Raw genomic sequence first — 25,427 nt, forward strand, 5'->3', positions numbered from 1 at the left:
AAACGCCCGTGCAAATTCGTTAGGTTCTGCTCAATTGTTACAGCAATCATTCCATCGCCAGATGGTGTAAATTGGATCTTGCCCAATTGCCGGTATAGTTCGCGCCAGCCCCCACGTAAGGGTGGATTCACCAATAACGTGAGATGAGTTGGTCTCTGGAACCGGATGCAATAGCGTGAATTTGTACTGCGTTTTGGGTAGTGTTGGGCTAATAACGCCTCTACACATAGCCTCAGACCCCATTGTCTTCCATGCCAAACCACGGCGATGCAAAGCAGCCAGAACCCTTGTGCTAAGAAGGCTGCTATCACGGATAACACCTTTCCCACCATTCTGGTTGCCACTAAATGGATACAGGGTGCCCCACGAACCAGCACACCAGAAAAGCTGTTTTAAAGGTTTTCCAGCGGTTGATGAGACAGCATCAGCAGTACACGCAGCCGCCGCAATTGGGTTTGCTACTGCCGCTGCCTCTGGGTTGGTGAAAAAAGCGAGCTCATCATTGTTCCAGGTTGGGTCAAGCTCCGACATGTACATGATGTCGAGATCCATATACCCATCGGCGTTACAGGTCTGCTTAATAAATAAATCGAGCATCACCAACAAAGGAAACGCATAGTAGTGATAGTGCATGAAAGAACCATCACCACCATCCATGTCACCCATGCCGTGATGCCCTTGGTTAGTCCTATCAAACGGGAACCTGACACCATTCAAGACAGATGAGCAGCCAGGCACTCGCTGAAATTCAACGAGCCGTGCTGGTTCCCACATAGAAGTGGTAACTCCAGGACGAGGAACTCCTAGATTATCCTCGCACATGCACAGAGGGTTGCTGACGGCTTCACTCGGGAATGATCCACCCCCACCACTTATAGGAACCCCAGCTACTTTGATAGGGAAAATACAGCTCCAGCAGATGTCAGTAATCAGCTTTCCGCCGATCACTTCCGCATTCTGGCACCCAGGGTCAGCCGATACCGAACCAACCCAAAAGACCGCGCTAACGGCCATGATCCGTAGAATTTTTTGCATCATGGTAAGGCCTTTACGTAATTCAAATGTTTCTCCATGACCGCAGGCTTCCCGTGATAGAAGCCTTGCTGCCATGACAGTCCAAGTAATTTGGCGCTCTCTCCCAGTGGAAAGGTTTCCACTTGCTCAGCAATAAGCTGAATGCCTTTTCGGCGGCAGTGGAGGATGGCCGGGTAGTCTTCAAGCGAACGAAGTCTTCTCGCGTCAAATTTGCAATAACGCCAGTCATAACAGCTCAGACGCTCCAGAGAAGAGTTCTTGTCCCCATAGTCATCCAGCGCCAGCTCAACACCAGTTTCGACCAGAGCTTTCCATCTCAATGCAAGAGAGGCGTCCTGTATGCCCTCTGTGATCTCTATGACTACCCGTGATGAGTGATTCTTAGCAATGTCGTGGATAACCCGCGCCCACGCTTTGAAGATGACGTCTGAGTACAAAGTTTGTTCGGAGACGTTCAGAAAGAGAGTCGGGTACAGATCCAAGCAATTATGAAGGTTGTCCTGAATGAACCGCGCCAACTCCATGTCCACCAGCCCCCAATGAGGCTGGGATGACAAACTTGATGGCGTAAGAACCCGGCCTTCGTCATACCAACGAGCCAGTACCTCAGCAGCAACAAACGAACCAGTGCCGACGTCTTTAATTGGTTGGAAAGCCGGGGCAAAAATCATTCCTCACTTTCCTCCGCAAGCTCACGAACAAGGAACTTCGAGCCTCTGGCAGTAATTACGCTCGGGGTGTTCTCCAGCTCGAACCGGGCGATTAGATCTGGTGTCAGCAGATATACCGGCGCGTCAAAGTTGTCGGTCACGCTCTTGTAAGAGTCCCAACCTTTGTCTAACTTTGTAGCAATGTAGGTGATCCGCTGTACTCCAGGCTCCCGCTTGATTTCAGGCAGCTTCTTAGCGAGCAACTCCATTTGCTTTTTATCCAGCGGATCGAAAACAACGACCGCTTGGGTAAATGGCCGCGTTCCCGGCTTGCAGACTTCCGTGGGGTCGCACAACGGATTAATTACATCCCCTGCATGAGCGAACACAGTGCCATCCGCAGTGCTGATGTCACTGGTGATCATGACACTGGGGTCAATTTCCCTGGTGCGAGACTTCGAGGCCCTAGGGAGTTCGTTGAAGTTTTGCTTAGTCCAGAAGCGCTCGACAGCCTGCTTCTTCTTATCTTCCCAGTCGATATTGGCAAGGCGTTTCTTGGCAACATCAATAAGATCAGGCTCACCGATCTTCTCTATTGGCCCCCTGACACCGAGATCACCCTTCTCCCCGTTATTAACTTCCCGAGTGAGCCATACTGGGTCTGACAAACCTGAAACTTGGGCGACAACATTTGGTTGCTCTCCCGGCAATGGTTCATCCTCGATCATCACAATCGTCGGAACGGCTGTAATTTTGTACGTTTTGAACAATGTGGGGTTGATGATGATATTCGGCACAGGATCTTTCTTGGCCGCCAGCGCCTGAATGGCTTTTACCCCCTGCCCCAAGTTCATCCCTTCCGGAATGCCACGGAAAACAACCACTGCATCAGGCTGACCTGATACTGCCGTTAGGACATCATCTAACCCCTGATCGCCAAGAGAAAGCGAGGCAAACACCAGTATCCGATGGTCAGTGTAGATACCTTTCTCGGCCTGCTTGAGCTGCATTTCCTTTAGTGTCTGGTTGGTAGACTGGAGCTGCTTAAAAAATGCCTTTGCTTCGACCTGAGCTTCATCCATGTGCTGGTTCTGCAATAGAGACGACATTTCCAGCTTCTGGGCTTTTTCGGCTATCTGCTTTCTTTGCTCAATAAGCGCACTGTCCTGTTCTGTGAGTGGGGATTCTTGAGCAAAAACGCCACCAGCTACAGATAGCATCAACGCAGCCAGAACGACCTTAGAACAGGGGGTATGCACGGCCAATGATTTGATCATTTTTCACAGTCCCCCAATAGCGTGAGTCGAAACTGAATGGGCTTTTGCCCATAAACCAGTAGTTGTCTTCTTTCAACGTGGCTTTGCCGTAAAAATGGCTCTCTGGCAAATGCAGTTTCCCTGCAAGCTGGAGCCCTTCTCCGACGACATCACCGTTGACAGTGATCTTCCACTTATCGTTGATCTCTACCTTATCCCCCGGCATCCCCGTTAGGATTTTGACCATGCGAGTCCCGTCTTTGTAAAAAGGCTCCATATTCTTCGCACTAAAGGCGTACACAGCTCCTTTCTCCAGTGACTGGTCTTTGAGGTCAATAAGGAAGAAGGTATAACCCGGCAGGCATTTCTCCTGCTGGGGGTCAATTCCAATGCGGTAGCGGCTGGCAAAAGCAGCACCGGCTGTCCAGAGAATCAGAAGCGTGACACCGGCCTTAACCCCGAAGCGCTTCCAGGATTCTTTTTTGACCAAATACTTCTTGAACGCAAATCTCATTTAAGTACCTCCTCAGGGAGATACACGTCACTTGGCGCCCCGACGACAGCACTAGCGTCAAGTACCAAATAACCCGCCTCTTTCAACTTCAAAATCGCGTCATTGGTCTTGACCATCAGCTTTTCGACTTCCTCTTGAGAAGCGCCTGCCGGATACGCTGATGCCACTTTAGCGAAATCCACAACCACCACCGGCGGGGTTTGATTTAAGCGCTCATGAATGCTCGCAGTTTGTTCGTTAATCACGTAGTAGCTACCACCAAAACCTCCGGCAGCACCAAGAACAGCAGCGATTGCGATTGATTTAATGTCCATTAAAGTCTCCCTGGTTATGCAGCCTGTTTACGGCTTCGCATCACGGCTTTGATAGCCTCAGGGATGCTCATGCCCTGTTTCACAAACTGGTCGATGGCGTTAACGTCCACCGGATCGGTTGAATACAGCAGCTTCTGGAAGTCGCCCACTATCAAGCGCCCGACACCCATACCGCTCTTTGATTTGATAAAGATTTCTGAGTACACGCCTTGGATGGTGTGTACCGTCTTGAGGGTGTGGAACCCGCCTTCGGAAAGTGTCAGGCGACCGCTACGTTTAACAGATTCCACGGTTTCTTCGGTTTGGCCGAGCAGGTACATGCTGGCCGAGTTCTCTGCGATGGCACGGCCCACTGCATTCTCATAAAGGTCGTTAATCGACTGGGTTGCAATAACAACGGAACCACCGTATTTACGAAACTTCCGGTAGGCGTGTTCCATAAATGTGGAAACTTCACCTTCTTTGAGTAGATCCCATGCTTCATCAACGATGACGACCTTCTTGCGATTTCGTTCACCCAGGAAGACTTCTTGCTGGATCTGGTAGATGAGCTGGAGGAGAACAACCTGACGGAGGTGTTTACGGCCTTGCAGCTCATCGAGCTCCAATACAGTGAACTGATTCTGGAAGCTGACGTTGTTCTTACGAGAAAAGTATTTCCCGTAGCTACCTTGGGACGTAAAGGCATAAAGCTGCTGACCAATGTCTCTCAGTCGCACATCTTCACCTTCGAGACAGCGCTCAGCGATGTCATCGACCTTCATCTCTTTACCTTTCTCTTCCCACAGTCGAGAAAGGACCTGTTTCAACGCAGATATTTGCCACTCATCCAGCAGACCTTTTGCTGAGGCCATTGCACAGACGAGGCTAACAATCGCGTCCTCTTCATCCTCATAGTTCTGTATAAGCTCGAAGGGGTTGAGACAGACGTGCGTTCCTTCCTCAAAGTGAACGAAGTCACCATTGAGCATTTCCGCCAGCTTTTGGTAAGACTTACCGGCGTCAATAACCCATACTTGGGCACCTTCGGATAAATAGGAAAAAATCAGTTCGTTGGTTAGGAACGATTTACCCGAGCCAGATTCGGCTGCGATCACCAGGTTCTTGTTTGTATTACTGTCGTGAAGAGACAGACTCATGAGCTGGCCGTTACGGGAAATCAGCGCAGCATGATAAGTCCCTGTCCCCTTCCACTCCCCGAACACCGGCAGGACTACAGCAGCCTGCTCGGTTGTCATGGTCTTGTATCGGAATAAGTCTCGTACTGCATCCCGGTCGGTACAAAATGGCAGGCAGTTGAGGAACATCGGTAGAGCAACAAATTTATCCTCCATCAGCTCGAACCGAGATTCACGCCATATGTTTCGTGCGGCCATTGCTGCTGCTTCAACACGCTCTTTGGTTGGAGCGAACAAAACCACCGAGTAGGTTATCTTGACGGGCTTGGCTCCCTCTTTCATGGACTCATAGAGAGTGTCGAAACTCTCCTTTTTGTCCGCCAGCACCGGCACGAACTTGAGCATTGGCCCGTAGGCTTGGTTTACTGTGAACTGGCGCTTGCGCTCCAAGGTGTTCTTCGTACTTTCGGCCTCAGGGAAAAACACATTGGTAACGACCATGTAGTTTTCTTTGATACTGGAATTACCACCACTGAGATCCCCTGCATAGGTCAACGCATCGCCAAAGTAGAAAACATCAGGCAGCTTTTTAGCTGACATGACTTTTGCATGGTAGTCACCAAGCCGGATGCCGTTCTTACTGACCTCCACATCGGTGCCGTAGTCGAAGATTTGCTCGCAAATTGGCTTATCCATTTCCCAATTCACGGCATCATGTCGCCATGACGCATCAGGCCCCCAGTTCAGAATGGTGCTCATGATCCGGATGTAGTTCACCGCCGTCATAGTGCGTGGACGTAGGCCAACAGTTTGAAGCGACGACTCTACCTTCGTGCGGAGCTGGGCAAGCTGCTGGAGCTCACTTTCAGTCGGGTTATTGTTCTTGATGGGCACTTTGCACGTAACGAACAGCTTGAGGTCCTGAATTAGGCCGTTGTCGTAGATACCTTTGTCGGTTTTGGCAAATATGCGGTCTGTGGTGTGGTGCTGGAGAAAGTTAATTCGTTCCTTGATGACAGATGTCAACAGCTCGTGACGGAAGCCATCACGCAACCCCATCATCCGGTACATTTCCTGGTTGATGTCCGGGGAACGGAACAGAACAAACTGGAGCGTAGTCTTCGACGGAAACTCCTGGTTCAAAAATCCATTCATTCGCTCTTGGACTTTCTCATCAGCACCACACAGAGGCTCACACATAAAACCAAAGCCTGCACTGTGGTCATCCATAAGGAAGACGTGATCATCTTCATCATAGGCCAATACAGGAATAATCCCGGCAGCTCGCAAGTGCTCCGGGATCAACGTTTCTTCAAGTTTCTTTTTGATGGTTACGATCATTCAGCACTCTCCAACCATGATTTCAGGTTCTTCGGACGCCCCTTGCTCACGCGGCCATCTGGTGCAACAACGAACGGTACGCCTTCAATCCCAATGAAATGAGCTGTCAGAAGCGTTTGATCGTATTGGCCGGGGTCACAGGTTTCTTTTGAAGGAAGCGAAGCCAGGGTGTTGTTCATGAACGCATCGAGCGCGTTGGTTTTGTCTTTCGCGCAGTACAAGCCTTTTGCAAGGCGGTTGGACTCAGCACCAAGAGCAGGGATCACGACAAATTTGAAGGTGTACTCATCGACCAGCGACTTTGATTCGTCCATGAGCTTGTGGCAAACAGCACAGCGGGGATCAACAAAAACCACGACCTCTTTGTCCCCGCGTCCCATTGAAAGGGTGTTCAGCGTGCCCACGTCCATGTCCATGCTCTTGAAGTGAATACGTTCTGCCACATCGCGCATCTGGGACATCGTGTTGAGTGGTTTCTTGCTCCACAGGTCGTAGATTTGTCCTGAAATGACAAAGCGCCCGTTTTCGGAGAGGAACATGATCTGTCCGTCACTCTGGACGGCCCGGACCCCCTTGATGGGCAGCTTCACGATGTCCTCTATCTTTGCCGCTCTGGGATCGGTGATCTCCAATTTCGATGACGCTTGAGCAGTGCCGGTGATAATCCCGAACACCATCAGCGCCCCAAGTAATTTTGTCCGCATGTCTAGCCTCTAAGATTGGATTACTGGATGCTGGGCAGTGTATCTGTGGGATGGGAATAGACTCGCCTCTGTAATAGCCCAATTTGGACAACTCCAGCGCGATACAAAAAAAAGCCCGGTCTGAACCTGTCTTTTAGTCACATCTCAAATTATGAGTAAATAGCCGTAATTTGATAAATATACTCAACTGATTTTAAAGGAAATATTTTTCAATACTGTCTTGATAAGTTTAAAATAATTCTCATAAAAAACAGTAGGATACAAAGTTGTGTATAAGAGACAGGTCTGAACCGGGCTTTGGAAAGAATAAACCTTAGTTCATCGTGACAGCTTCGGATTTGCCACCAGAGTCATCGACCCCGACCAGAGAGATCGTCGGCATCGTTTGATAGGTGCCTTTGCTGATAGTGACTCGATCTGAACTGATGCTCTGCAACTCACCAGCAATCGTCCACTCATAGGACTTCATGCGGCCATCGGTATCTTCGCAGTTCGCATATACAATCCACGACCCAACAGTCCCTCGTGAGCTCAAGCTACAAGCAGGCAACTTGTTCTCTGCGACATTGATGCTCACCTCACCCTCAGCTTCATGCCCCATCTCAGATGTTATTTTCAGCTTGATGCTGTGCTCACCAGCGCCCAGTGTTGCTCTGCCGTAGTAACCGCTGCTTTCCAACGGCGTACCGTCTACAGAGTAGACGCGAGTTGAAATACGGTCGCGTGGGTGGCCGCCGGAAATGTGCGGTCTCAACAGTACATCCAGAGGCTCACGCTCGTATTTGTTCGAGCCGGAGTATTGCAGGTCGATAGAGTAGGGCTCAGCCTGGCCGATCTTGAGCGGTTGCTCGATCACGGTCTCATGGCCGCGAGCATCACGGACAGTCACCTTGATGTTGTATTCACCCGGCTCATTGATAACAAAGGACCTGACTATATCCTGACGCTTGTCCTGAATAACTGCGCCTTCCGGCAACTCCCAGTCATAGGTCGGTTCTTCAAGTTTGCCGTTGAAGGCAATTGGCCGCACTGACGCAGTGATGGTCGCAGGAGCAACGTCCGCATTCTTCCTGACCTGCATACCGAAGCTAGGCCACACATACTGCCAAACGCGGGAGCGCAGGCTGTGTGAGGCTTCTGCCCCCAGATCTCGGTATCCTTCGATCCAAGTGGTGTACTTCGTTTCTACAGTTGCCTGATTGAGATCTGCATCCGAAGGTTCGTACTCGGCGGTATCACCCTGAACAATCGAGCCATCAGGCAGCGTGAAGAACCCGTTCAGCTTCACGTCCATCCCACGGTAAGGAAGGCTGGTTTCAGCTTTGAACACGTACTTCTTGCCGGTCTCAATAACTCTCGGCCCAGTCACATAAGGACGAGGGGCTTTAACAGCCCGGAAGTCAACAGCCGTCTTCGCTACTTCATAGGCATAGCCGTCATCAGCCGGTGCCGTGGTGGAGCGCACACGAGCCCACAATCGGTATCGAGTTTCTTCATCACTTGAAAGTGTGATGCTATCACCCGTCTGCGAGTAAGTTTTGCCACCGTCAGTAGACCACTCAACAACAGCATTGCCCCCAGAAACCGGCTCATCGTTCAACGTCAGGCTCGCGGTGTACTTGCCTTCACTCCCAACAAACAACGTGGTCGGGCCGACGACAGCAATATCAGGTTTGTCATAAGCAACGACACTGACCGCTTCGGTGTACTTCTCAGCTCCTGAGTTAACGTTCACCACCTTAGCTCGAACCTGATACTCACCCTTATCAAAGGTCTTCACAAGCTGATACTTGTATCGATCTTCCGGGATGAACTGCTCCCAAGTTTTACCATCGTCCTTACTGGTTTCCCACACAACCTGCCCGGTAGCACGAAGGTCCTGACGGTCGTCAAGAGACAGCTTGAACACTGCGGTGAAAGGAGCTTCACCAGACAGCTTACGAGCATCAACTCCAGCACCAATGGCACCGCCACGCAGCACGGCCAGGAAAGCTGGTCTAATGGACAACTCAGTTCGGCTGTACCCCTCGACAGGGCTTTCCAGAACAGCCTCAGCCGAAATTCGGACAGAAGACGTACCCACACTAGATAGATCGACCGAGAATTGAGCTTCGCCATTCGATGCTTCCGCATAATCAGTAAGAGCTACTGTCTCGTTGTAGGCTTTTTGCTGGATCAGACGTACTTTCCACACCCCCATCGTGTTGGCGTCGTAGTCACCATCAGGTTTGTACTGATCACGGATAAGAACCCGAACCAGTAATGCCTGGGTATCAATCGCCGTGTCACCTTGAACCTCAACGATAGGACGGATGCTGTCAGAAGGTGCTGCGATAGCCCGGTAGACAACCTCCGTTTTCACATCAGGGACCTTGTTGTACGCAGCATTCACCTTGTAAGTAGTTTCCTCCCACAAAGCTCGCTCATCGGTATTGATGCGACGATACACCTTATTGGTGGCTCCCCACCCTGGAGTGAAAGTTTCAGCCTCCAGGACATCAGAGTTGCGCGAGATGGCAATATCCAGATCAGCTCGTTCAGAGTTGATAATGGCATCACCCAAGTAGTTACCTGTCATCGGCACCATGTAGATGTTGTCTTTGAAGTTGTATTTAGATGACAGTTCAACGGTCGGAGCTGGTGGATTAACAGCTTCGATGTTGAACGTCTGATCGTTCAACGTCACCCGAGTGCCATTACGGGTGAAAATACTTACCCGCCAGCCCAGTGGATGATCGCCGTTCGCGGCCAGTGAGCCAGAGAGCGAAGGAAATTCCGATAGCTGGTCCTGGAGCAATCCATCAGGGATCTGCTGCCACTCAAACAGACAGGTTCTACTCGCACTCCCTACCCCCTTGTTCGCGGCCTCTTTTTTCGCACGGTCTGCGCTGAGGGTTATAGAACAGTCAGGACCCTTGCTCTGCTTGAAGTTCACATCAAAGTCTTCAATGACGCGATTCACTTGAGCAATGTCATCAATCGGGGTGTAGCTAACCGAACCATAGGCTGTAGTTACAGTCAGGTTCTGTGAGCCGGAGCCAACTTTCACCTTGGAACCGTCACCACTGAACAGGTATAAGCTGTATTCGACAGGTTGTTCACCAATACTTACTGCTTGACCCACCAGCCCTGCTACCTTCATGCCGTTGGTGTCTTGGGTGGTTTGTTCAGCCTCATCCGGTGTTCTGTCCCACTGGAGCAAACACACAGGGTCACGAATCGGATCTGCGGCCATAGCTACGTCCGCTTTCGTGGTGAACCGGCAAGGAACCCCTGTTTCCGGCAAGGCATAGATTTTCACCGGATCGATAACCTGGCGAATTGTCCATGACTCAGCCGACAGTTTTGCCGTCCCTTTCCAGGTATTAATGTCTACAACCAGAATGGGCGAGTTAGGCGCAGAGGTCATGACAAGAAGGCTGGATGAACCGACCACATCCGGTACAGCCGGTTTGACAGGGATGCTCAAACGGCCACCTGACGCACCAAAATCATGTTGGCTCATGATTCCCATTGTCTGGCCCGGCTCGATACGCACCCCATTCACCACCAACGGCACTTCCGCATCAGAACGGAGGGTCGCAAACACGTCGTATGAACCTGTCACGACAGCACCATCACTGAGCGTCAGCGGCTTCGTCTCGATGATCCGTTTGCCATCTGCATGAACAAATTCATGAGTAACAGCAGGAACCATGACCTTCCCGTCCATACCATCCGCCAGCATTACCTGACGAGGCTTGTATTCGAAGCCAACTGCCTTTTGTACCGAGTTGCCTTGGGCGTCCTCTCCGGCCACAGTCAGCGAGTAAGATTCCCCTTCCTTCAAAGACGGGAACATTACCGGGTACTCAAGACGGAATCGCCCTTTCGATTCTTCACGCCAGGACAACTGAACCTTGTCATTGGCCGGGCCTCCGACGAGGGCAATAGAGGTCAACTTAGGAGAAGGATCAACAGCATCAGCCAAGGTAATTACCACATCGTCCAGAGTCTGAATAGCTGCTCCATCTGCCACACTGATCGTCAGTGTAGGTGCAGTTCTATCGGACGTGATCTGGAACATGGGTTGCCGAGTTAAAGGCCCGTGCATTTCCTCTGCTGCGGCAACAAGACTGTATTGCCCCTCGGGGAGAGTTTTGAGATCCCACTGGTAGGTGTAGTTCTCCCAGTTGTTGGCTATTAACCCACCGGTCGGAGACAGCTTGTTGCCTTTGCTATCTTCGATCCAAGCACTTCGCAGACGCAGCCTATCAAAGTAAGCGCCTCGTCCAGGCTGGTTAACGAATAAGGTAAATACCTTGCTGCTTTGATCGTACTGCTGACTTAGCTGAGGGTAGTGCTGGTCATTCCAGTTAACCTCTGCCCAAAGAGGATTCGAGCGAAGAGATTTATCAGGATTGAAGACTGTCGCATTGTCGTGGACGTACCCTGTTGTGCCTTTAGCCATTGTGAAGCTATTAGCAATCACGCAGCTATCTTGACCAACAGGGATTTCACAGCTTCCCCTGTGAACGGCAGTTTGAACGTAAGGCCTTGGTTCAACTTTGACACGGATACTGCTAACAGTGACAGGAAGAACAGAATTGTTCACCCAGTAGCGGTAAAAACTAGACCAGCCTATATCACTGTAATTGTAATCCACCCCCAAAAGTCTGGGACTTTTAGGCGCTGATGGAGATAGAGTGAGGTTATAAGCAATACCTCCTCCCCCCCACTGGCCGAAGTTCACCCAACGCCAATAGTTACCGTCGGTATTACCATAAGGCGCGGTTGTGACGAGATAAACATAGCTGGCATCTTCTCCTACCTTGGACATTTCTCCCAAGGCGTTGGTCATATTTATCCCGCCTTCTCTGTACTCATGCCAGTTATCACGCGGAACACGCCAAGCTAACTTGATTGGGTTAGTTTTAACTGTCATGCCCTCAGTGTAAGCAACAAATCCGGATAATCCAGGACCTAAGTTGTTTGTGCTGGAAGGGTCATAAACACCAAAAGGTGATGACGGAGCATTGGCTATGCTATCAAACATCACTTTTTGACGAGGCAAAAGATAGCTATTCCCAGCGCTATCACTTATCTCAAACTGAAGTGTAAACACTTCATCCAAGTCAGAAGCGGGGAAAAATCCAGACTGGTAAGACTGCCTAGCTTGTCCATTAGCGTCATCGTAGTTCACTGATACATCTTTGTAGAGTGAACCGTCTTGACGATACAGCTTTGCTTTGACGCCTTTGATAGGTGACTCATCAGAAATCCCTGACAGCAAAAAGGCATTGTCCTGAGAACCACCTAGACCCAATTTCCAAACGTCGCCGCTAATGACCTGTCCGTAGCCACCATAAACAGGCGCAAGCGAAGAGTAAGTCGGTGGCGTAACATCGACAGTAAAGGGATATTCATCCGTCTGTACTGTCGAACCATCAGAGGCAAGAATTTCAGCCCTGACAGTGTATGCACCACCAACCGGAGCTGGTAGTTGAAGTTCCGCACCATAGTAGGATTTTCCACCTACTGTAATGCGATCTGTAGCCCCAAGAAGGTGACTGGTCGCTGTCGAAACCACTGTTCCATCCGACCGACGTACCGAAATCTTGACCTTTCGGTCGATACCGGCACTCAAGGCAAACGAAACGTTGCCCATCGGGTTGGCATAGTTGGCATTCGGAGGCAGAGACCGTTGAGTACCATCTGGAGCCTTAAAGGTATATTCCAGCAACTCTGCATGAGCAGCACCAGCGGTAAGAACCGCCAGAGCGCCAAGCAACGCCGGAAGTTTAGGCTTGAAATTGATCATCGCATTCTCCATTCGTTTTGAGTTACAAGAACCCAATGCTGGAGGTTACGGGAAGGAGTGCATAAACATGGGCTGTGAAAGTGCCCTTTTTGAGCAAATGAGGAAAGAGTTGAAATTTGTTATGACTAGATTTTTTCCCAAAAAATATGGGCAGCTTTTAGGCTGCCCATATCACTCGATCATTAACGGCGAAGTAGCTTTTACAGACCCAAGCCATTGCTGAGTTGCACAACCGTCAGGATAACCTTCTCTGCATTTTCCAGAGTGGCAGACATGATGGATTCCACTACGGTCGGAGAGTTGTACAGGCCCATACCACCACCGATACCCATAGCAAAAGCCATGAGACTCTGGCGAGCGATACCGCCGACAACGCCGACCAGGATCATCGCACCCGCAACGATTCGACCCAAAGTACCTTGGGTCCAATCCTTGAGAGTTACCCACACGTCGTCAAACGCTGTACCACCAGTACCAGCGTGTGCCTGATCAGGCACAAGCAGGAAGGCTACGACCATCAACCCCATGAAGAGGAAGAGTGTGTTGTTTTTACTTGAGGCATTCGCCAACTGATTTACGTTCATTAAGAACATCTCCTATTTAGTTGTTTCAGACTTCGGTTCGTGTGTTACCGTTTGCAGCGGTCTCAAAACTGGCTCACTTTGCGGTGTGCCATCCCCAATTACCCACCTGCGTGGCTCGATTTCGGTGTAGACATACCCTGTCACGATGAGATCACCATTGGTGTCCTCCCAGGGTGCTACCCAAATCCGCATAACCTGCGCCGGTGTGCGAATTGGAATTGGGCGATCAGGAAGACGTGGTGCGACATAATTGTCGATAACCGAATCCCCGGAGTTAGATGAGTTCACTGAAACGTCAGAGGAACCTCCGCCATCCGCTTCCGCTTTGGCCTCGACTTCCTCAGGCTTCATTGGGCGAGGGACATTTCCGTCATTAGTTGCGGCGTAAACGTCTCTCGCTGACATACACTGAACACCACTCGGCATTCCCGGACAGCTATACTCATCGCTACCGATGTTGAGCGAGGAACAGCCCGACAGAACGAGAAGAACTGCTCCCACCCCCAACATCTTTGCGGATCTTACTGCCTGTTCCTTTTGAGCCTTGCCTCTGGAACTGCCCTTTCTGGTCAAAATGTTCAAATTTTTCATTTCTTAGTGCCCCCAGTGGAACGAATTTGTAGCTTGGTGCCCTTTGTCACAATGATGTCTACTTGGCGGCCAGCATCGACCTCGATCACCGGGAAGATGCCTTCGGCCATGTCGATGTAGAATTGAGCGATACGATCCAGCGCTTTACTCGCTCCCTTCACAGCAGCCCCCTGCAACATCTGGTCTGAGAACACAGATTGATACTGTGTATTTGAGCCAGGGTTGGTGTTAACAACAGGCACAGGATTGACATCAAAGGCCTCAGACACGCCGCCAAGGAATCCTGCCATCAGGCTCTTGGCAATAATCTGCCCTTGCTTCGATACAACGCGGCCTCGAACACCTGCCTTTCCGTCCTCACCCACCGCATAAGAGTCAAGCCTCGCTTCAATCACCCCACCGTCTTCCCTGACACAAGAGAATGTCTCACCGCGTAGGTAAGCTCGTTCAGAACTAAGGTCGCCATAGCCTGAAACAATCAGGAAGCACTCTCTGACATCCGCACGGAAACGATTAGGCAATATGGCTTCTTTCTGAATCCGAAGCGTTGAAGGGAATGGATCTCGTCGAGCACCCTGGGAAGTAGGTGCATCCATACCGTTGATAAGCACACCCGTCAGAATGGAGCCTGATGGCAGGTAGAGGGACTCATCATCTTTGTCGTCTTTCACATCAACTTCTGGAGCCTTCTGTGAGTAGCTCACAATCTGGATGCCAGGCTTGGTGGCATCGCGGCCATCACCTTTTCCAGTTGCAGGAGCTCCACCTTTCGAGTCCGGGAGCGGTGCTTCTCGGAAAAAAGATGCCGGATCTTTGTAGTCCAGCTTTTTCTCTACGAACTGACCATCGCCGCTAGGTGTACCATTAACATCGGCTCTAGCATCCCCTGATGATGAGGCTGTTTTTCCACCAGCCGCGCCAGTTTCAACCTTCTTAGCAAGCTCCATATTTTTCTGAGTCAGGCGGTCAAGGTCTTGGCGTAAGCGAGAAATCTCTCTGCCAACATCGCTGGATTTACCGGCAGTATCCTTCGTTTCCTCCAGCTCTCTTTTAACTCTCTCCAGCTCCTTTTTCAGATCCGAATTCTCACGAGACACCATCTTCACATCGGCAGAAAGCGAATCTATTCCGATCTCACGGGTGTTTTTGTCAGTGAGGACATGCTTGATGGTTTCTTGCCGACCGCGCTTGTCTTCCTTCTTGGGTTCTCCAGAGAACATTGTTACGACAGCAAAAAGAACGAAGACGCCACCAGCAATAGACACCCAGCGCTTCTTGTTGGGGTCTAACTGTGTCCAAAATTGCTTAATCATTGGGCACCTCCCAGCAGCGATGGACGCTTAGAGGTAGGCGCGATGCCACGCTTCTGCTTCTTCGCTACATAGAGTTCAGTCTTCTGACCAGGCTCAAGCACGTTAAGCGGCCACGTAGTCACCGCAGCCACATCCCAGCTCCCGCACAAGGCCTCTTTGAACTCGATGGGCTGATCAGAAACGTTCTGGGACACACCAATGAACACATTCAGGTGGTGGCCCATCATGTATTGCCCCTCGCTGAAATCCACCTTAATCCCCGGATGCGAACAGCTAGGCACGGCAGCTCCAGTAGGGATACGGTTCATCGTGTAACCCTGGGGGATTTCGCCAAGGGCAATCTTACGAAACACCGAGCGGATGGTTTCAACATAAGGCTGACTCTGTTCCCAAGTCTCAGCCTTGGAATTAGCAAATGCCCCGCTGATTCCTACACCCCCATCGAGTTTGAGAAATACTTCTCTCGGTGGAATCCGACGAGGAACCATCGTTAGGCTTAGCGCTTGAGCTTCTGAGCCTTTTTCCGTAATGAACATCGTCACTGGATATTGCTTATCCGTAGCGACATAGACCACGTTTTCTTTGATACAAACTTCCCCACATTGACCGTTATCGGTTGCTCCAGTCAGTGACGTGGAGACAATCTCCGGATTACTGAACGGTGTTACAACACGATTCGGATGACCAATTGCAATAGGGATTATTTGGTTCACACCTGGCTTCATAGTAAGTACGGGGTTTTCATTCACACTTCCCATTACTTCACTGGTGCTTTGTCCCGACGTCACAGGGGCTGGAACGTCTTTTTTCATAACGCTTGCCGGGACAACAGGAATGTCATCCGAGGCATAAACCATTGATGTTCCAAGCGCCAAGGACAGCGCCAGGAGCGAAAGTTTAGCGTTGTTCTTCATGCTTTCTCCGGTTCTCTTCTTTGCGCTGGAGTTGCTCCAAAACAGTTTTGGTGCGTGGCTTTCCTACATAGGTGTCGATGTAGTCCAGCACGGGCGCGTAGTTTGAAATCTTGATGGCGAACTCGTAGGAGCGTTCGCTACGCCCCTCGTTAGAAGAAGCCCCCTTGACATAGGAATATCCGTAGACAAACACCTTGTCGCTCTTGGGCTCGTACTCGACAAAACGTGGCTCGAACCGCATAGTCACGCGGTCGTTCTTGATCTGTTGAGCTTGAATTTCGATGGCATCAATCACATCCTGATAGATGCTCGGTGAGAGAAGCGGTGTGATCCGCTCTTTTACAAAGTCCACCGTTCCTGGCGTTACGTTCCCGAGGAGCTGAGCAAAGGCGAAACCCCAGGCCTCTTTGTAGGACTGAGAGGCGTTGCTTTTCGTCACCCAGGCTTCTTCCGTCAATGTGAATGGCTGGATAGTGACGATGGTTTCCTTGCTGAACACTTGAACCACCAGCAGGAAAACGATAGCGATAAGACCACCCTGAAAGATTCGACCCCACTTGTTTTCTGTTTGGGTCCCTTCCCAGGTCTTGAGATACTTTTTCAGGTTCAAGGCAAATACCTCCGGACAAACGGGTTCTTGAGAGATTTGGCCTTGGTCATGATGAACCCGGCCCAATAGATCATGTGGAGCAGGTATCCATCCGGATGGTTATCCCTGAATCGACGATAAAGGTTGGTTACAAGTAACCCCCCCAGAAAGCAGATCAGGGCCTTGCCGATGATGACCCCAATCGTTAGCCCCAAAAGCATTGGGGCCAACTCATCTGCGCTCCACAACAGCAGATGCGGGGGCTCATCGACCCGGCGCGGTATCTTTACAGGCTTCATAACAACCCTCTTCTTTTCCTAGTGGCCTGTATTCTCATTCAGGGTCACTGATTTTTTGCCACGGCTTCGCGCCCTTTTCGGGCACTTCCAGCGACAAATAAAAAAAGGTGGCCTGAGCCACCTCTTTTACATTTACTGGATCGGTTATTGATTTTGAGGAACCGCTGCCGAGTCTTCTTCATTGGCCGGACGGATAACTCCCTGCGCTTCCTGTTCCTTTTTGGCCTTAGCTTTAAACTTGAACATGAAACTGTAGGCCGCCAGTAGGAAGAAGCTAAGAATGCCCCAGTAGGTCTGAACTGACCCCAGAGCCTTAGTCGGATCATTTGCAGCTCCGTTGACAGCTTCGGCGGTCAGCGTGACCCACTGATTCCAGTCAAATCCTGCTGCAAAAGCAGACAACCAAAACGCGACCGCTACGGGAAGGATAAAGATGCACATAAGCACCGCGTTCATCAGAAACCAGAAAAACTGTTTATTAACGTTCACACTTCCTCCCATTAACCAAGAAAATTGAATGCGTGTTCCAAGTTGATCCCTGCAACAACGCCTATAACGAACATCACCTGCCAGACGAGAAACTGCCAGGAGACGAATGAACCAGATGAGCTTTCGCTTTCTCTGACGTGAGCTTGTGTGGACATAGACCCTCCAAATAACTTGTCGTCATCACGGAGTAATCGTCTCTTAATTGAGCAATCTAGGCACAGTGCTGTTACGGCCCATTTTGGGCACCTTGAGGATGTTTATTCGATAGGGGGGAGGAAAAGACGGGAAGAAAAACTTTCACATGTGAAAGTTCAAAAGCGGCCAGTGGCCGCCTGTTTCACATTGTTCTGTTGTGCCGGAGCTCTCGATAAGCATCCCATGCCTGCTCTGATGAGACACCGCGACGACCAACATCAGTAGCGCATTCAAGGTCCATCTTGTACTGCTTAACCTTCTGGTCTGCTGTGTCGCCCCAGCTCATGGCTGATGGGTACTTGGAAACCAGAAACACATTTTCAAGTTCAGCCTGAAAGTAGTCGTTTTGTAGCAGAGGTTCGGTTTCACCATCATCCCAGCGGATGTAAGCCTTATCCTGGAGAGCCTTCAAGTGCAAAGACAGCAATGTGGAGATTATTTCGTCAGCCCGGATGTCCTTATAAGCACACCAGTGTGGCTTAACGGTGATGACGCCATTAACCAAAACGATGTCACACGCCAACGTGGCTTCCACATTATCGTTGACATCTTGACGCGCATAAATTTCCACAAAGCCAACCTGCTTGGTATCAACCTTGTCGATGAAACTCCAAAAGCTGGGGTGCGACGTTCCATCGCTGATCGTCAACAGACCGTCATGCTCTTTCAACATTCGATTCAGTTGTGAGGTGAAGAATTCTGCTGACACTTTTCTTGCAAGGGCCTCCATATCACTCAGTCGTAAAGTGGCTCCTCCACTCCCCTCATACACATCTCCAAAAAAGAAATCTCTTTTACGCATTAGGCTTTGCCTCCTTTAATTGCTTGCTGGGTCTGCTTGATCCAGTTCAACGGGTTTTCACAGTCAACATGGTTGGCAGCGGCACCAACCACTGTTTTGTATGCTTCCGTGCCAGCCGCTGTGTGTACCGCCAGCATAAACGAAAACATAGGATCATTTTGCATAGTATCTATCATCATTGCACTGGAGGTGTCTCTTAGCTGACAGTTTTGAACCCTCAGGTTGAGCACATCTTTTGCCACCATTTCACAGTCAGGACATACCTTCTCAAGGTTCTTGAGCTTTGCGTCGTCATTGAGCACATCAGGTGCTGCTGCGATGGCAGTACCGGCCATAAATAATCCCAGCGCCAGCAGATGAATTTTCGTGGTTACGTTCATAGTTCCTCTATATCATTCCAATTTCGTTTCGGTAGAAGAACAGTGGTCCATTAACTGTTCTGAGTTCCGGCGTTACTTGTTTTACTCTTGAGCAGAGATACTGATTGAAAAAGTTGTGGTATCCGTACATAGCTGGACGTGTAAAAACAGAGTAGATAGTGATGGTAATGGCCACACCTGCGGCCCACCCGATGATCTCTGGAGAAAAAAGCCCCGGCACATCGTTGACACGATCTGAGTCTACCAAGCGGCACACCACCAGCACCCAGAACCACATCACCGGCATTACAAAGAGCATTCGTCCGATACTAGCAGCGACCACCTTCACCAGATTCACACTCTGCGACCAGTAAAGGCCAAAAGCTGATAGCGACTGGCGACGTGACATCTGGTAAACGTTCAATGGGATGTCGCATAGATGCACCCCATCTTGATTGAAAACCGAGTAGCTCATCACCCCTCCCTATACTCGTTTCTGGAGGTTGCCGAATGTCAGACCAACCAAAACGCAGCACGTCATCATTGTCATCGGAATGACAACCGGATCGAGCGCTATAGGGATGAAGAATGCGATGAATAATCCTGCCATCAGGTACATTGTTCCGCGAACGCTATACCGATGGAGAACCGGACTCGCATAATCGAAGTTAGTCCGCTTAATTCTCCAGGTCATCATCCCGTCATATACCGCAGGCACAAACAGGATAAGCATATAGGGAGCCCACGCGGCGAGGAGCGCTACCCGTGTGTAGAACTGGTAAATGACGTTGACAAAGGCTTCCATGCGGCCTCTGACCCACGCAAACCAGACCTTTCCCATGTCCTGCATACCTTTGGACTTTTGCCGCTCCTCTTCTGATGGGATAAGCGTTTGGTACATCCCCTCATAGAAGCCTGAATCAATAACGCTCGACCGGAACCAGGTGGATGCTTTGTCCTGTATCCAGTCCCTAGCTTCTGTTCCAAGACTTTGCTCCACCAGCACAGACTCTCGCTTTATCGCTCTGTCTGTCCAGTCACCAGGGATCAGCAGCAATATTGCCAGCAGCTCAATAACCAGCAGCCATGCGACCAGCAACCACGGCTTTTTCATAGTCGGTTCTCCTTAAAACAGTTTTCACGCTCTCACAAGTGATGAGTTCATAAAGCAAGCCACGCAAAGAGGTCTCATCCTCATGAGGCTGCGGGTTAATAGATAGTTCTCCTGGATGGGAAGAAAGCCACAGGGAGAAAGGTTCTCCTGAATCGACAGACCATGAATCACCGCCACTATCGACAATTTGCACTTCCAGCGCACGGCAGGTTTCAGTGATCAGGGTTTCCAAAAACGCCCCTATTCTGGCCGGGTCTTCGTACTTTTCTCTTTGCTCATGAAACACGAGCTGGCTGTAGCGATGCAGGGCCTCTTCAATGATCGGGTATATCACCGGCTCCTGATTAGCCTTAATCCCATCAGTGATGTAGCAGCTTAGCTTCTCGATGATGGCCTCCGATGCAGGCCAGTCGAATTGAAGGATACTTAGGATGTGAGCGTTCTTGCGTCCGCGATTTTTCAATTCATTCATAACCCTGTCGAAAGGGTTCAGATCGACCATGATGGCTACCTCGTAATCTCTATACTTCTTGTCACACATAGCTCTTCTCTTACTGGGTCAATATGGGCAGACGGCCTTTTACGATTGTCCCGCCTGAAATTTTGGCTATGTATTCTAGGTTCGGAAGCATCCCAAGTAACCGGGCAGGGAACAGATCCGCTTCCTCCTCCATCAAACGCTCGCCTTGGTTGCCTCCGTGCATAATGGGCTCCTTGCCATCAGAGTTCTGGCCCTGGGTTCGCATGACGTACTTGAGCCTGGTCTTTGGCAGGTTATCTGCGATATACTCCTGGGTTTCACCATCAACAATACGAAGAGCAAAAGTGTTGTTGATATTTCCCAGAACCTGGAGCGCTTTGTCTTTGCTACCCAGTCGAGCGGCAAAGTCAGCAAAGGTCTGGGTTGCAACGAAGAGACGAAGTTTCGCGCCACGACCTTTGTTCAGAAGTTGGATGAACGGGTCGTTGATCACCTCTGCGGCCTCGTCCACAAAGATGTTTACGGGTCTGTTGTTGACGCCATAGTTGTATCTGTCACCCGCAACGGCTGTCAGATCTGACAGGAAGATGGAACCCATAGCGCTACCGACCATGTTGTCGGTCAATGAGTCCAGCCCCAGGTAGGCCACTTGAGCGTTATTGATGATCTTGGCGGAGTCAGTTATCTGACGCTCGTCACTCAAATCTGATGAGTCTGGAGACAGGAGCGGCCCGAGCTCTCCGGACGTCAACATGTTCATGATAGGCAAAAGGTTTGCCACCATCTTGGAGAAGTGCGTCTGGTCGTGTTGGAACATCGACAGCAGACCTTCAAGGTCTGAGTTAGGGTGTTCAGGCTGAATGACGTCGTAGTAAAACTTCATCAGCGCGAAAGCGATCTTCTCACGAGAACCGTTTTTGACTTTCTCCAAATAAGCCGCGGCTTCTGCTTCCCAGTCAGGCATCACTCGTTCTGAGTAGGCCTGAACGGCTTTGATGACCAGACCAGCAGCACCCCCCTCAAGGAAGCGACGGAGCTTTGTCAGGTTAGGACGATCATGAGTGATGACCAAACCCTGAGCGATGTTATTCAGCGCCTGCCAACCAAATGACTTGAACGGGTCGGCCCCTGCTTCCGAAGGGATCAGCGCGGCCAAGCGACTTGCTATCTCAGTCACTCGGGTGAAGTTCCGCAGAGGGTCGATACGCACCGACTCTTCCGGGAATGCCGGATGGAATGAAACGAATCTTTCCGGCTGCCCCATAGCTTCACAGGCTCGTCGGGCATTGTCCCGCATCTCCTTATCCCCTTTCGGGTCTATGATGATCACCGCCTCTCCGCGCAGAATGGCCTGTGAGATCAGGATGTCAAACATACGGGTCTTGCCCGAGCCGGTGGTTCCTACTATCAGCGAATGCCCCTCGGTGTGCTTGAGTGGCTGCATCAGCTTCTCTTCTTTGGGCTCTACCCCGTGAATCCAGGGCTGGCCGATAGGCAGCTCCTTTTTCTTACCCTGTATCTTCCGGACAACCTTTTTGACCGTGGACTCTTTGCCTACGATGGAGGTCCAGTCGCGTTTCAGGATTTCAAACACGCGTTGGGCATGGCGGTTTTCCCACAGAAATCCACTACCAAGCCACATATCTTCCGGCGTGTCATTGATGTACTTCTGGAGCTCCGCAATGGAAATGAACTCCAGGTCCCGGCCTCTCAAATGCTTTTGGAGCAGATGAAGTTTGATGGCCTTGGGCAGACGAGCCATTGCCATCACGCCACAGATCCCCGTCATCCAGTAGAAGGGCTCCGGAGGCATCGTGCTGACTTGCTCTACGGCCAAAGCCGCTCCGGAGGCGGCAAGCCAACCTGCCACAGCATTTTTTTCATAGTTGGGCCGCCACGGCATCTCGTAGGCGAGCGGGTCATAACTCATTGTCATGTTTCATCTACCTCTAAATACAATTTTCCCTGACGTTTCTTGAGCAAAGGGCGTCTCTGTGCCCTACTCAGCATCCCGCCGAGGATGTGTTTGCTGATCCCGATATTTTCCCCGGCAATCATGTCGAAGGCTTTGTCGCTGGTTACTAAGCAGCCATCCTCTTCCAAGACAGGTGTCACGAGCCATCGGCCCGAGCGTTTTTGGATCATGTCCTTGAGCATCTGGATCGCTTTCTGAGGGGTGACACCGGACGGCAAGAAATCTTCCTCGTTGATGTCTTTCGGGTTTGTTTTCGCCTTAGGTGGCTCAAACTCCCTAACCTCTGGCTCTTCCCTTTCTCGCACCTCGACGTGCCCCAGCTCCCTCTCTCGCTCAACTTTTGGCTCTGGAGCCGTTGGTTGAGCCTCTCGTTTGGGAAGGTGAGCCACGTTCTGCTTTTCTTGGAGCGGTTTGCTTGTCTGGTTTTCCACACCGGCAACGACACCAGCTATCTTCTCATTCGGCTGCTGAGAGGGCTTACCTTTCGCCCTTTGTGCCGGTGCGTCTTTTCCGGAATCAACCACTGTCTTCTGCTGTTGTTGCTTTTTCTGACTCTGTTGTTTCGATGCAGACTTTTTCTTGCCTGCATCCAAGCCAGGAGGAGAGACAAGCTCAAAGGCATCCTGGTATCCACCCATTGAAGCCTCTACATCCTTGATGGCCGCCACAACTGCATTTGAAAGCTGTTCTGCCAGAACAATCGCTTTCACGCCGCTGAAATCACGGACTTTGCGACCGGGCATAATAGGATCAGGGACAATCGCGTTGGCTTGAGACAGCTTCGATAGAACCTCTGACGGCGCACCCAATGATCGAGCTCCTTCTGGGTATAGGATGACAACCTGCCCTTTCATCAGGCATAGAACCTCACCTAGCGTCGTTTTCCCTTCCAGAACAGGCATGATCGCTTGCTCAAGTAGAGAGGTGGCATCCCCGTAGCCTGCCAACATTTCAACGAGCAAGGTCTTAGCATCTTTCTCATGCTGGTTGGGTTTATCCGTATGTGGCATTTCTGGCGCTGATGCTGTTTGTTCTGGTGAGTCAGTCAGCATCGGTAGTGGTTCAATAGCCCATGATGGCGGTTCATCAGAGCCTCCTAACATTGGGAAGTCATCGCCCTGCAGGAGGTGTTGTTCTTGTGCAACAAAGTCCGATTTCGGCTGCTCGCTTTGCTTTTCAGGTGCCATAGCGTATGAGCTGTCAGAGTTCGTTTCGTCAGTGCTGCCTGTGTCTGCCGATGCGCTGAAAGCGTCAAATGGGAAGTTGATGTCCCCCAATCCCCCACCAACATCCCTGAGAGCTTGCAGTGGGTTGTCGTTTGCCAAAGGCGGTGCGTTTTTGGCGATGTCCTGAGGTGATAGCTCTTCTTGGGTTTGTTCCTTTGTGTCACTCTTCGATTTTGCTTTAGCCGATTTAGTCTGCTGCCTGACCTTCTTGCCAGCGTCTGGCTTAGGCATTTCAGTTGATCCAGCACCCTCTTGCTGTGGTGCCTCCTCGACTGGCGTTGAAGTGCTTTTCAGCATCTCCATCGCATCACCAAAACCAAGACCCGCTAGGGCTTTCTCGGCTTCCCGCTCTGCGGCCAACATGTCGTCGTTCAGAGCGGCACCACCTTCATCTTGGTCGTCATCGGCATCATCTGGATCAACGAACTCAATCTCAGCATCCTCAACATCGCCAACAACTTCCGCAACGACTGCCGCAGGAGGCTCAGTCGTAAACACCAAATCGTTTGATTCGAGACGGAGCATAAGGATCTTCACGGAACCAGCCGCTTCTTGGAGCATCTCAGGCAAAACTTCCCAGTAGCGGTAGTACGCACGTTCGCCTTTTTCCTGCACCGTGTTTGGGACAGCAAAACCACGCTCGATGAGAATATCGGCCAAAGTGTCAGGGTCTCGTGGGATACCGGGGATCTTGTCGTGGCTGATCAAGTCGTAGAGATCGCCAAGCTGTTTCCATGCGATGAATACACCTTGGTTGAGATGCCAAACTTTCGCGCCGGGCTCATTGACTTTCCATTTCCCGGTTTTCACCAAGCGACGGATAGCATCGAACACGTACCGCTCAACAGGCACACCATAGGAGAACTCGTCCACATCGAGGCGACTCTGGCGAAGGTCCCTTGATACGCTCTCTTGGTCAGCGCGAAGCATCAGCTTAGTAACAGGCTGATTGACACTGGTGCCAGAGATCGCTTCCAGCATTGCTTCCATGATGGAAGGCCCTGACTTGGATAGAAATTCCCGCGTTTCAGCCGGGATGATTCGATCAACAGCCAGCAATGAGAACTGCTCGTGTCTTTTGTGTCGCTTATCGCGCCACCGGATAAAATAACGGTCGATTTTGTGACGGTCTGCCCAGTCATGAAGTGACTCTGAATACGGATTCCATGTGATCGACCCATCTTTGTCCGTAATAGACACATCTGAGAGAGGTTTGCCCACGTCATGCAATAACCCGGAGAAACAACTCGCAAGTCTCCAACGCGGCTCATTGTCACGGCGTTCCCGAGGTGTTCCCTCGATTGAGAAGATCACCGCCTCCGATGCCTGAGCTGCCCAAAAGGCAACTTCAAGTCCGTGCCGGAATAAACCACCAGCGCCACGGTGGTGGTGAGATTCGGAAGCGGGGAGCAGGTGAACAAACGCGGCATACCGCTGGATCACAGGCAGAACCAGTCGGTTGAAGTCGTCCACAGTAAAACCGAGAGAGTTCCGTACTTTCTCAATCAGTTCTGCTTGGGTTGCCAGTATTTTGTCGAGCGGGGCCACTGGCAGACCCTTGGCAAAAGGTGGGTATCGAGGGATTTCTTCATCTTCCACGTCTTTAAGCGGCAGCACTCTGGCGCTTGGCGCAGTCTCGATCACACCACTTCGCCCACCAAATAACTTGTTCAGGGCTTTCAGCATGTAGGTTGACCATATTCCTATCGTATTTCTCGTCGCTACATGCTCTCAAAACATCTTTAGATCGCACACACGCCTATC

The 25,427-nt window shown here is 50.8% G+C and carries 23 protein-coding genes; all 23 read right to left on the reverse strand.

The genetic code is table 11. From position 1 onward, the window contains the following. Window positions 1-30 precede the first annotated feature (30 nt). The 23 genes from ACGF49_RS01445 to mobH all read right to left on the reverse strand — a co-directional run bounded on the left by ACGF49_RS01445 (window position 31) and on the right by mobH (window position 25,349). Window positions 31-1,038, reverse strand: a complete 1,008-nt coding sequence (locus ACGF49_RS01445; protein WP_000983282.1) for a TraU family protein — start codon at window positions 1,036-1,038, stop codon at window positions 31-33. Beyond that, entirely contained in the window at window positions 1,035-1,706 is a 672-nt protein-coding gene (locus tag ACGF49_RS01450; RefSeq protein ID WP_036813133.1) for an EAL domain-containing protein, read from the reverse strand. The genes ACGF49_RS01445 and ACGF49_RS01450 overlap by 4 nt, the downstream gene beginning before the upstream one ends. After that, window positions 1,703-2,962, reverse strand: coding sequence for a TrbC family F-type conjugative pilus assembly protein (locus tag ACGF49_RS01455; protein WP_387489064.1), 1,260 nt, complete (start codon window positions 2,960-2,962; stop codon window positions 1,703-1,705). Before ACGF49_RS01455 ends, ACGF49_RS01450 begins: the two co-directional genes overlap by 4 nt. Then, window positions 2,925-3,455, reverse strand: a complete 531-nt coding sequence (locus ACGF49_RS01460) for a S26 family signal peptidase (protein WP_036813128.1) — start codon at window positions 3,453-3,455, stop codon at window positions 2,925-2,927. The genes ACGF49_RS01455 and ACGF49_RS01460 overlap by 38 nt, the downstream gene beginning before the upstream one ends. Then, window positions 3,452-3,769, reverse strand: coding sequence for a hypothetical protein (locus tag ACGF49_RS01465; protein WP_036813126.1), 318 nt, complete (start codon window positions 3,767-3,769; stop codon window positions 3,452-3,454). Before ACGF49_RS01465 ends, ACGF49_RS01460 begins: the two co-directional genes overlap by 4 nt. A 14-nt stretch (window positions 3,770-3,783) precedes the next feature. Further along, window positions 3,784-6,228: a type IV secretion system protein TraC gene (traC, locus tag ACGF49_RS01470; RefSeq protein ID WP_387489067.1), complete on the reverse strand. Its 2,445-nt coding sequence runs from the start codon at window positions 6,226-6,228 to the stop codon at window positions 3,784-3,786. Next, entirely contained in the window at window positions 6,225-6,932 is a 708-nt protein-coding gene (locus ACGF49_RS01475) for a DsbC family protein (RefSeq protein ID WP_387489070.1), read from the reverse strand. Before ACGF49_RS01475 ends, traC begins: the two co-directional genes overlap by 4 nt. 313 nt (window positions 6,933-7,245) lie before the next feature. Further along, the gene (locus ACGF49_RS01480; protein ID WP_387489074.1) at window positions 7,246-12,732 is read right to left on the reverse strand and encodes an Ig-like domain-containing protein; all 5,487 of its coding nucleotides are present in this window, start codon (window positions 12,730-12,732) and stop codon (window positions 7,246-7,248) included. 200 nt (window positions 12,733-12,932) lie between these two features. Continuing rightward, window positions 12,933-13,301, reverse strand: coding sequence for a TraA family conjugative transfer protein (gene traA, locus ACGF49_RS01485; RefSeq protein WP_387489378.1), 369 nt, complete (start codon window positions 13,299-13,301; stop codon window positions 12,933-12,935). Between the two features lie 27 nt (window positions 13,302-13,328). Continuing rightward, on the reverse strand, window positions 13,329-13,907 hold the full coding sequence (gene traV, locus ACGF49_RS01490; protein ID WP_010845916.1) for a type IV conjugative transfer system lipoprotein TraV: 579 nt from the start codon (window positions 13,905-13,907) through the stop codon (window positions 13,329-13,331). Then, window positions 13,904-15,217, reverse strand: a complete 1,314-nt coding sequence (locus ACGF49_RS01495; RefSeq protein ID WP_387489381.1) for a TrbI/VirB10 family protein — start codon at window positions 15,215-15,217, stop codon at window positions 13,904-13,906. The genes traV and ACGF49_RS01495 overlap by 4 nt, the downstream gene beginning before the upstream one ends. Beyond that, complete coding sequence (locus tag ACGF49_RS01500) at window positions 15,217-16,134, reverse strand: type-F conjugative transfer system secretin TraK (protein WP_387489077.1); 918 nt, start codon at window positions 16,132-16,134, stop codon at window positions 15,217-15,219. Before ACGF49_RS01500 ends, ACGF49_RS01495 begins: the two co-directional genes overlap by 1 nt. Next, window positions 16,118-16,744: a TraE/TraK family type IV conjugative transfer system protein gene (locus tag ACGF49_RS01505; protein ID WP_387489080.1), complete on the reverse strand. Its 627-nt coding sequence runs from the start codon at window positions 16,742-16,744 to the stop codon at window positions 16,118-16,120. Before ACGF49_RS01505 ends, ACGF49_RS01500 begins: the two co-directional genes overlap by 17 nt. Then, window positions 16,741-17,022 carry a type IV conjugative transfer system protein TraL gene (gene traL, locus ACGF49_RS01510; protein ID WP_000805625.1) on the reverse strand — a complete coding sequence of 94 codons (282 nt, stop codon included), beginning with the start codon at window positions 17,020-17,022 and terminating at the stop codon, window positions 16,741-16,743. The genes ACGF49_RS01505 and traL overlap by 4 nt, the downstream gene beginning before the upstream one ends. Before the next feature lie 144 nt (window positions 17,023-17,166). Then, window positions 17,167-17,511: a hypothetical protein gene (locus ACGF49_RS01515; protein WP_387489085.1), complete on the reverse strand. Its 345-nt coding sequence runs from the start codon at window positions 17,509-17,511 to the stop codon at window positions 17,167-17,169. A gap of 11 nt (window positions 17,512-17,522) precedes the next feature. Beyond that, the gene (locus ACGF49_RS01520) at window positions 17,523-17,666 is read right to left on the reverse strand and encodes a hypothetical protein (RefSeq protein ID WP_387489088.1); all 144 of its coding nucleotides are present in this window, start codon (window positions 17,664-17,666) and stop codon (window positions 17,523-17,525) included. A gap of 182 nt (window positions 17,667-17,848) precedes the next feature. Beyond that, window positions 17,849-18,508, reverse strand: coding sequence for a hypothetical protein (locus ACGF49_RS01525; RefSeq protein WP_387489091.1), 660 nt, complete (start codon window positions 18,506-18,508; stop codon window positions 17,849-17,851). Then, window positions 18,508-18,888, reverse strand: a complete 381-nt coding sequence (locus tag ACGF49_RS01530) for a hypothetical protein (RefSeq protein ID WP_387489093.1) — start codon at window positions 18,886-18,888, stop codon at window positions 18,508-18,510. Before ACGF49_RS01530 ends, ACGF49_RS01525 begins: the two co-directional genes overlap by 1 nt. Before the next feature lie 7 nt (window positions 18,889-18,895). Continuing rightward, the gene (locus ACGF49_RS01535) at window positions 18,896-19,342 is read right to left on the reverse strand and encodes a hypothetical protein (RefSeq protein ID WP_387489095.1); all 447 of its coding nucleotides are present in this window, start codon (window positions 19,340-19,342) and stop codon (window positions 18,896-18,898) included. 9 nt (window positions 19,343-19,351) lie between these two features. Further along, the gene (locus tag ACGF49_RS01540; RefSeq protein WP_387489098.1) at window positions 19,352-19,981 is read right to left on the reverse strand and encodes a DUF4400 domain-containing protein; all 630 of its coding nucleotides are present in this window, start codon (window positions 19,979-19,981) and stop codon (window positions 19,352-19,354) included. Then, window positions 19,938-20,483: a hypothetical protein gene (locus tag ACGF49_RS01545; protein ID WP_235319487.1), complete on the reverse strand. Its 546-nt coding sequence runs from the start codon at window positions 20,481-20,483 to the stop codon at window positions 19,938-19,940. Before ACGF49_RS01545 ends, ACGF49_RS01540 begins: the two co-directional genes overlap by 44 nt. Window positions 20,484-20,532: 49 nt before the next feature. After that, the gene (gene traD, locus ACGF49_RS01550) at window positions 20,533-22,398 is read right to left on the reverse strand and encodes a conjugative transfer system coupling protein TraD (RefSeq protein ID WP_387489102.1); all 1,866 of its coding nucleotides are present in this window, start codon (window positions 22,396-22,398) and stop codon (window positions 20,533-20,535) included. Then, the gene (gene mobH, locus ACGF49_RS01555; protein WP_387489105.1) at window positions 22,395-25,349 is read right to left on the reverse strand and encodes a MobH family relaxase; all 2,955 of its coding nucleotides are present in this window, start codon (window positions 25,347-25,349) and stop codon (window positions 22,395-22,397) included. The genes traD and mobH overlap by 4 nt, the downstream gene beginning before the upstream one ends. Window positions 25,350-25,427 lie beyond the last annotated feature (78 nt).

It is taken from the genome of Photorhabdus sp. RM96S, assembly GCF_042879335.1.
In the GTDB taxonomy this organism is placed as follows: Bacteria; Pseudomonadota; Gammaproteobacteria; order Enterobacterales; family Enterobacteriaceae; genus Photorhabdus; species Photorhabdus kayaii.

Excerpts from the sequence above, each read along its gene's own strand:
- ACGF49_RS01500 (WP_387489077.1), bottom strand. The coding sequence starts at position 16,134 with ATGAAGAACAACGCTAAACTTTCGCTCCTGGCGCTGTCCTTGGCGCTT.
- ACGF49_RS01450 (WP_036813133.1), bottom strand. The coding sequence starts at position 1,706 with ATGATTTTTGCCCCGGCTTTCCAACCAATTAAAGACGTCGGCACTGGT.
- traC (WP_387489067.1), bottom strand. The coding sequence starts at position 6,228 with ATGATCGTAACCATCAAAAAGAAACTTGAAGAAACGTTGATCCCGGAG.
- ACGF49_RS01520 (WP_387489088.1), bottom strand. The coding sequence starts at position 17,666 with ATGTCCACACAAGCTCACGTCAGAGAAAGCGAAAGCTCATCTGGTTCA.
- ACGF49_RS01530 (WP_387489093.1), bottom strand. The coding sequence starts at position 18,888 with ATGAACGTAACCACGAAAATTCATCTGCTGGCGCTGGGATTATTTATG.
- ACGF49_RS01445 (WP_000983282.1), bottom strand. The coding sequence starts at position 1,038 with ATGATGCAAAAAATTCTACGGATCATGGCCGTTAGCGCGGTCTTTTGG.
- ACGF49_RS01525 (WP_387489091.1), bottom strand. The coding sequence starts at position 18,508 with ATGCGTAAAAGAGATTTCTTTTTTGGAGATGTGTATGAGGGGAGTGGA.
- mobH (WP_387489105.1), bottom strand. The coding sequence starts at position 25,349 with ATGCTGAAAGCCCTGAACAAGTTATTTGGTGGGCGAAGTGGTGTGATC.
- ACGF49_RS01460 (WP_036813128.1), bottom strand. The coding sequence starts at position 3,455 with ATGAGATTTGCGTTCAAGAAGTATTTGGTCAAAAAAGAATCCTGGAAG.
- traD (WP_387489102.1), bottom strand. The coding sequence starts at position 22,398 with ATGACAATGAGTTATGACCCGCTCGCCTACGAGATGCCGTGGCGGCCC.
- ACGF49_RS01475 (WP_387489070.1), bottom strand. The coding sequence starts at position 6,932 with ATGCGGACAAAATTACTTGGGGCGCTGATGGTGTTCGGGATTATCACC.
- ACGF49_RS01455 (WP_387489064.1), bottom strand. The coding sequence starts at position 2,962 with ATGATCAAATCATTGGCCGTGCATACCCCCTGTTCTAAGGTCGTTCTG.
- ACGF49_RS01465 (WP_036813126.1), bottom strand. The coding sequence starts at position 3,769 with ATGGACATTAAATCAATCGCAATCGCTGCTGTTCTTGGTGCTGCCGGA.
- traL (WP_000805625.1), bottom strand. The coding sequence starts at position 17,022 with ATGAAGCCTGTAAAGATACCGCGCCGGGTCGATGAGCCCCCGCATCTG.
- traV (WP_010845916.1), bottom strand. The coding sequence starts at position 13,907 with ATGAAAAATTTGAACATTTTGACCAGAAAGGGCAGTTCCAGAGGCAAG.
- ACGF49_RS01545 (WP_235319487.1), bottom strand. The coding sequence starts at position 20,483 with ATGGTCGATCTGAACCCTTTCGACAGGGTTATGAATGAATTGAAAAAT.
- ACGF49_RS01535 (WP_387489095.1), bottom strand. The coding sequence starts at position 19,342 with ATGAGCTACTCGGTTTTCAATCAAGATGGGGTGCATCTATGCGACATC.
- ACGF49_RS01540 (WP_387489098.1), bottom strand. The coding sequence starts at position 19,981 with ATGAAAAAGCCGTGGTTGCTGGTCGCATGGCTGCTGGTTATTGAGCTG.
- ACGF49_RS01480 (WP_387489074.1), bottom strand. The coding sequence starts at position 12,732 with ATGATCAATTTCAAGCCTAAACTTCCGGCGTTGCTTGGCGCTCTGGCG.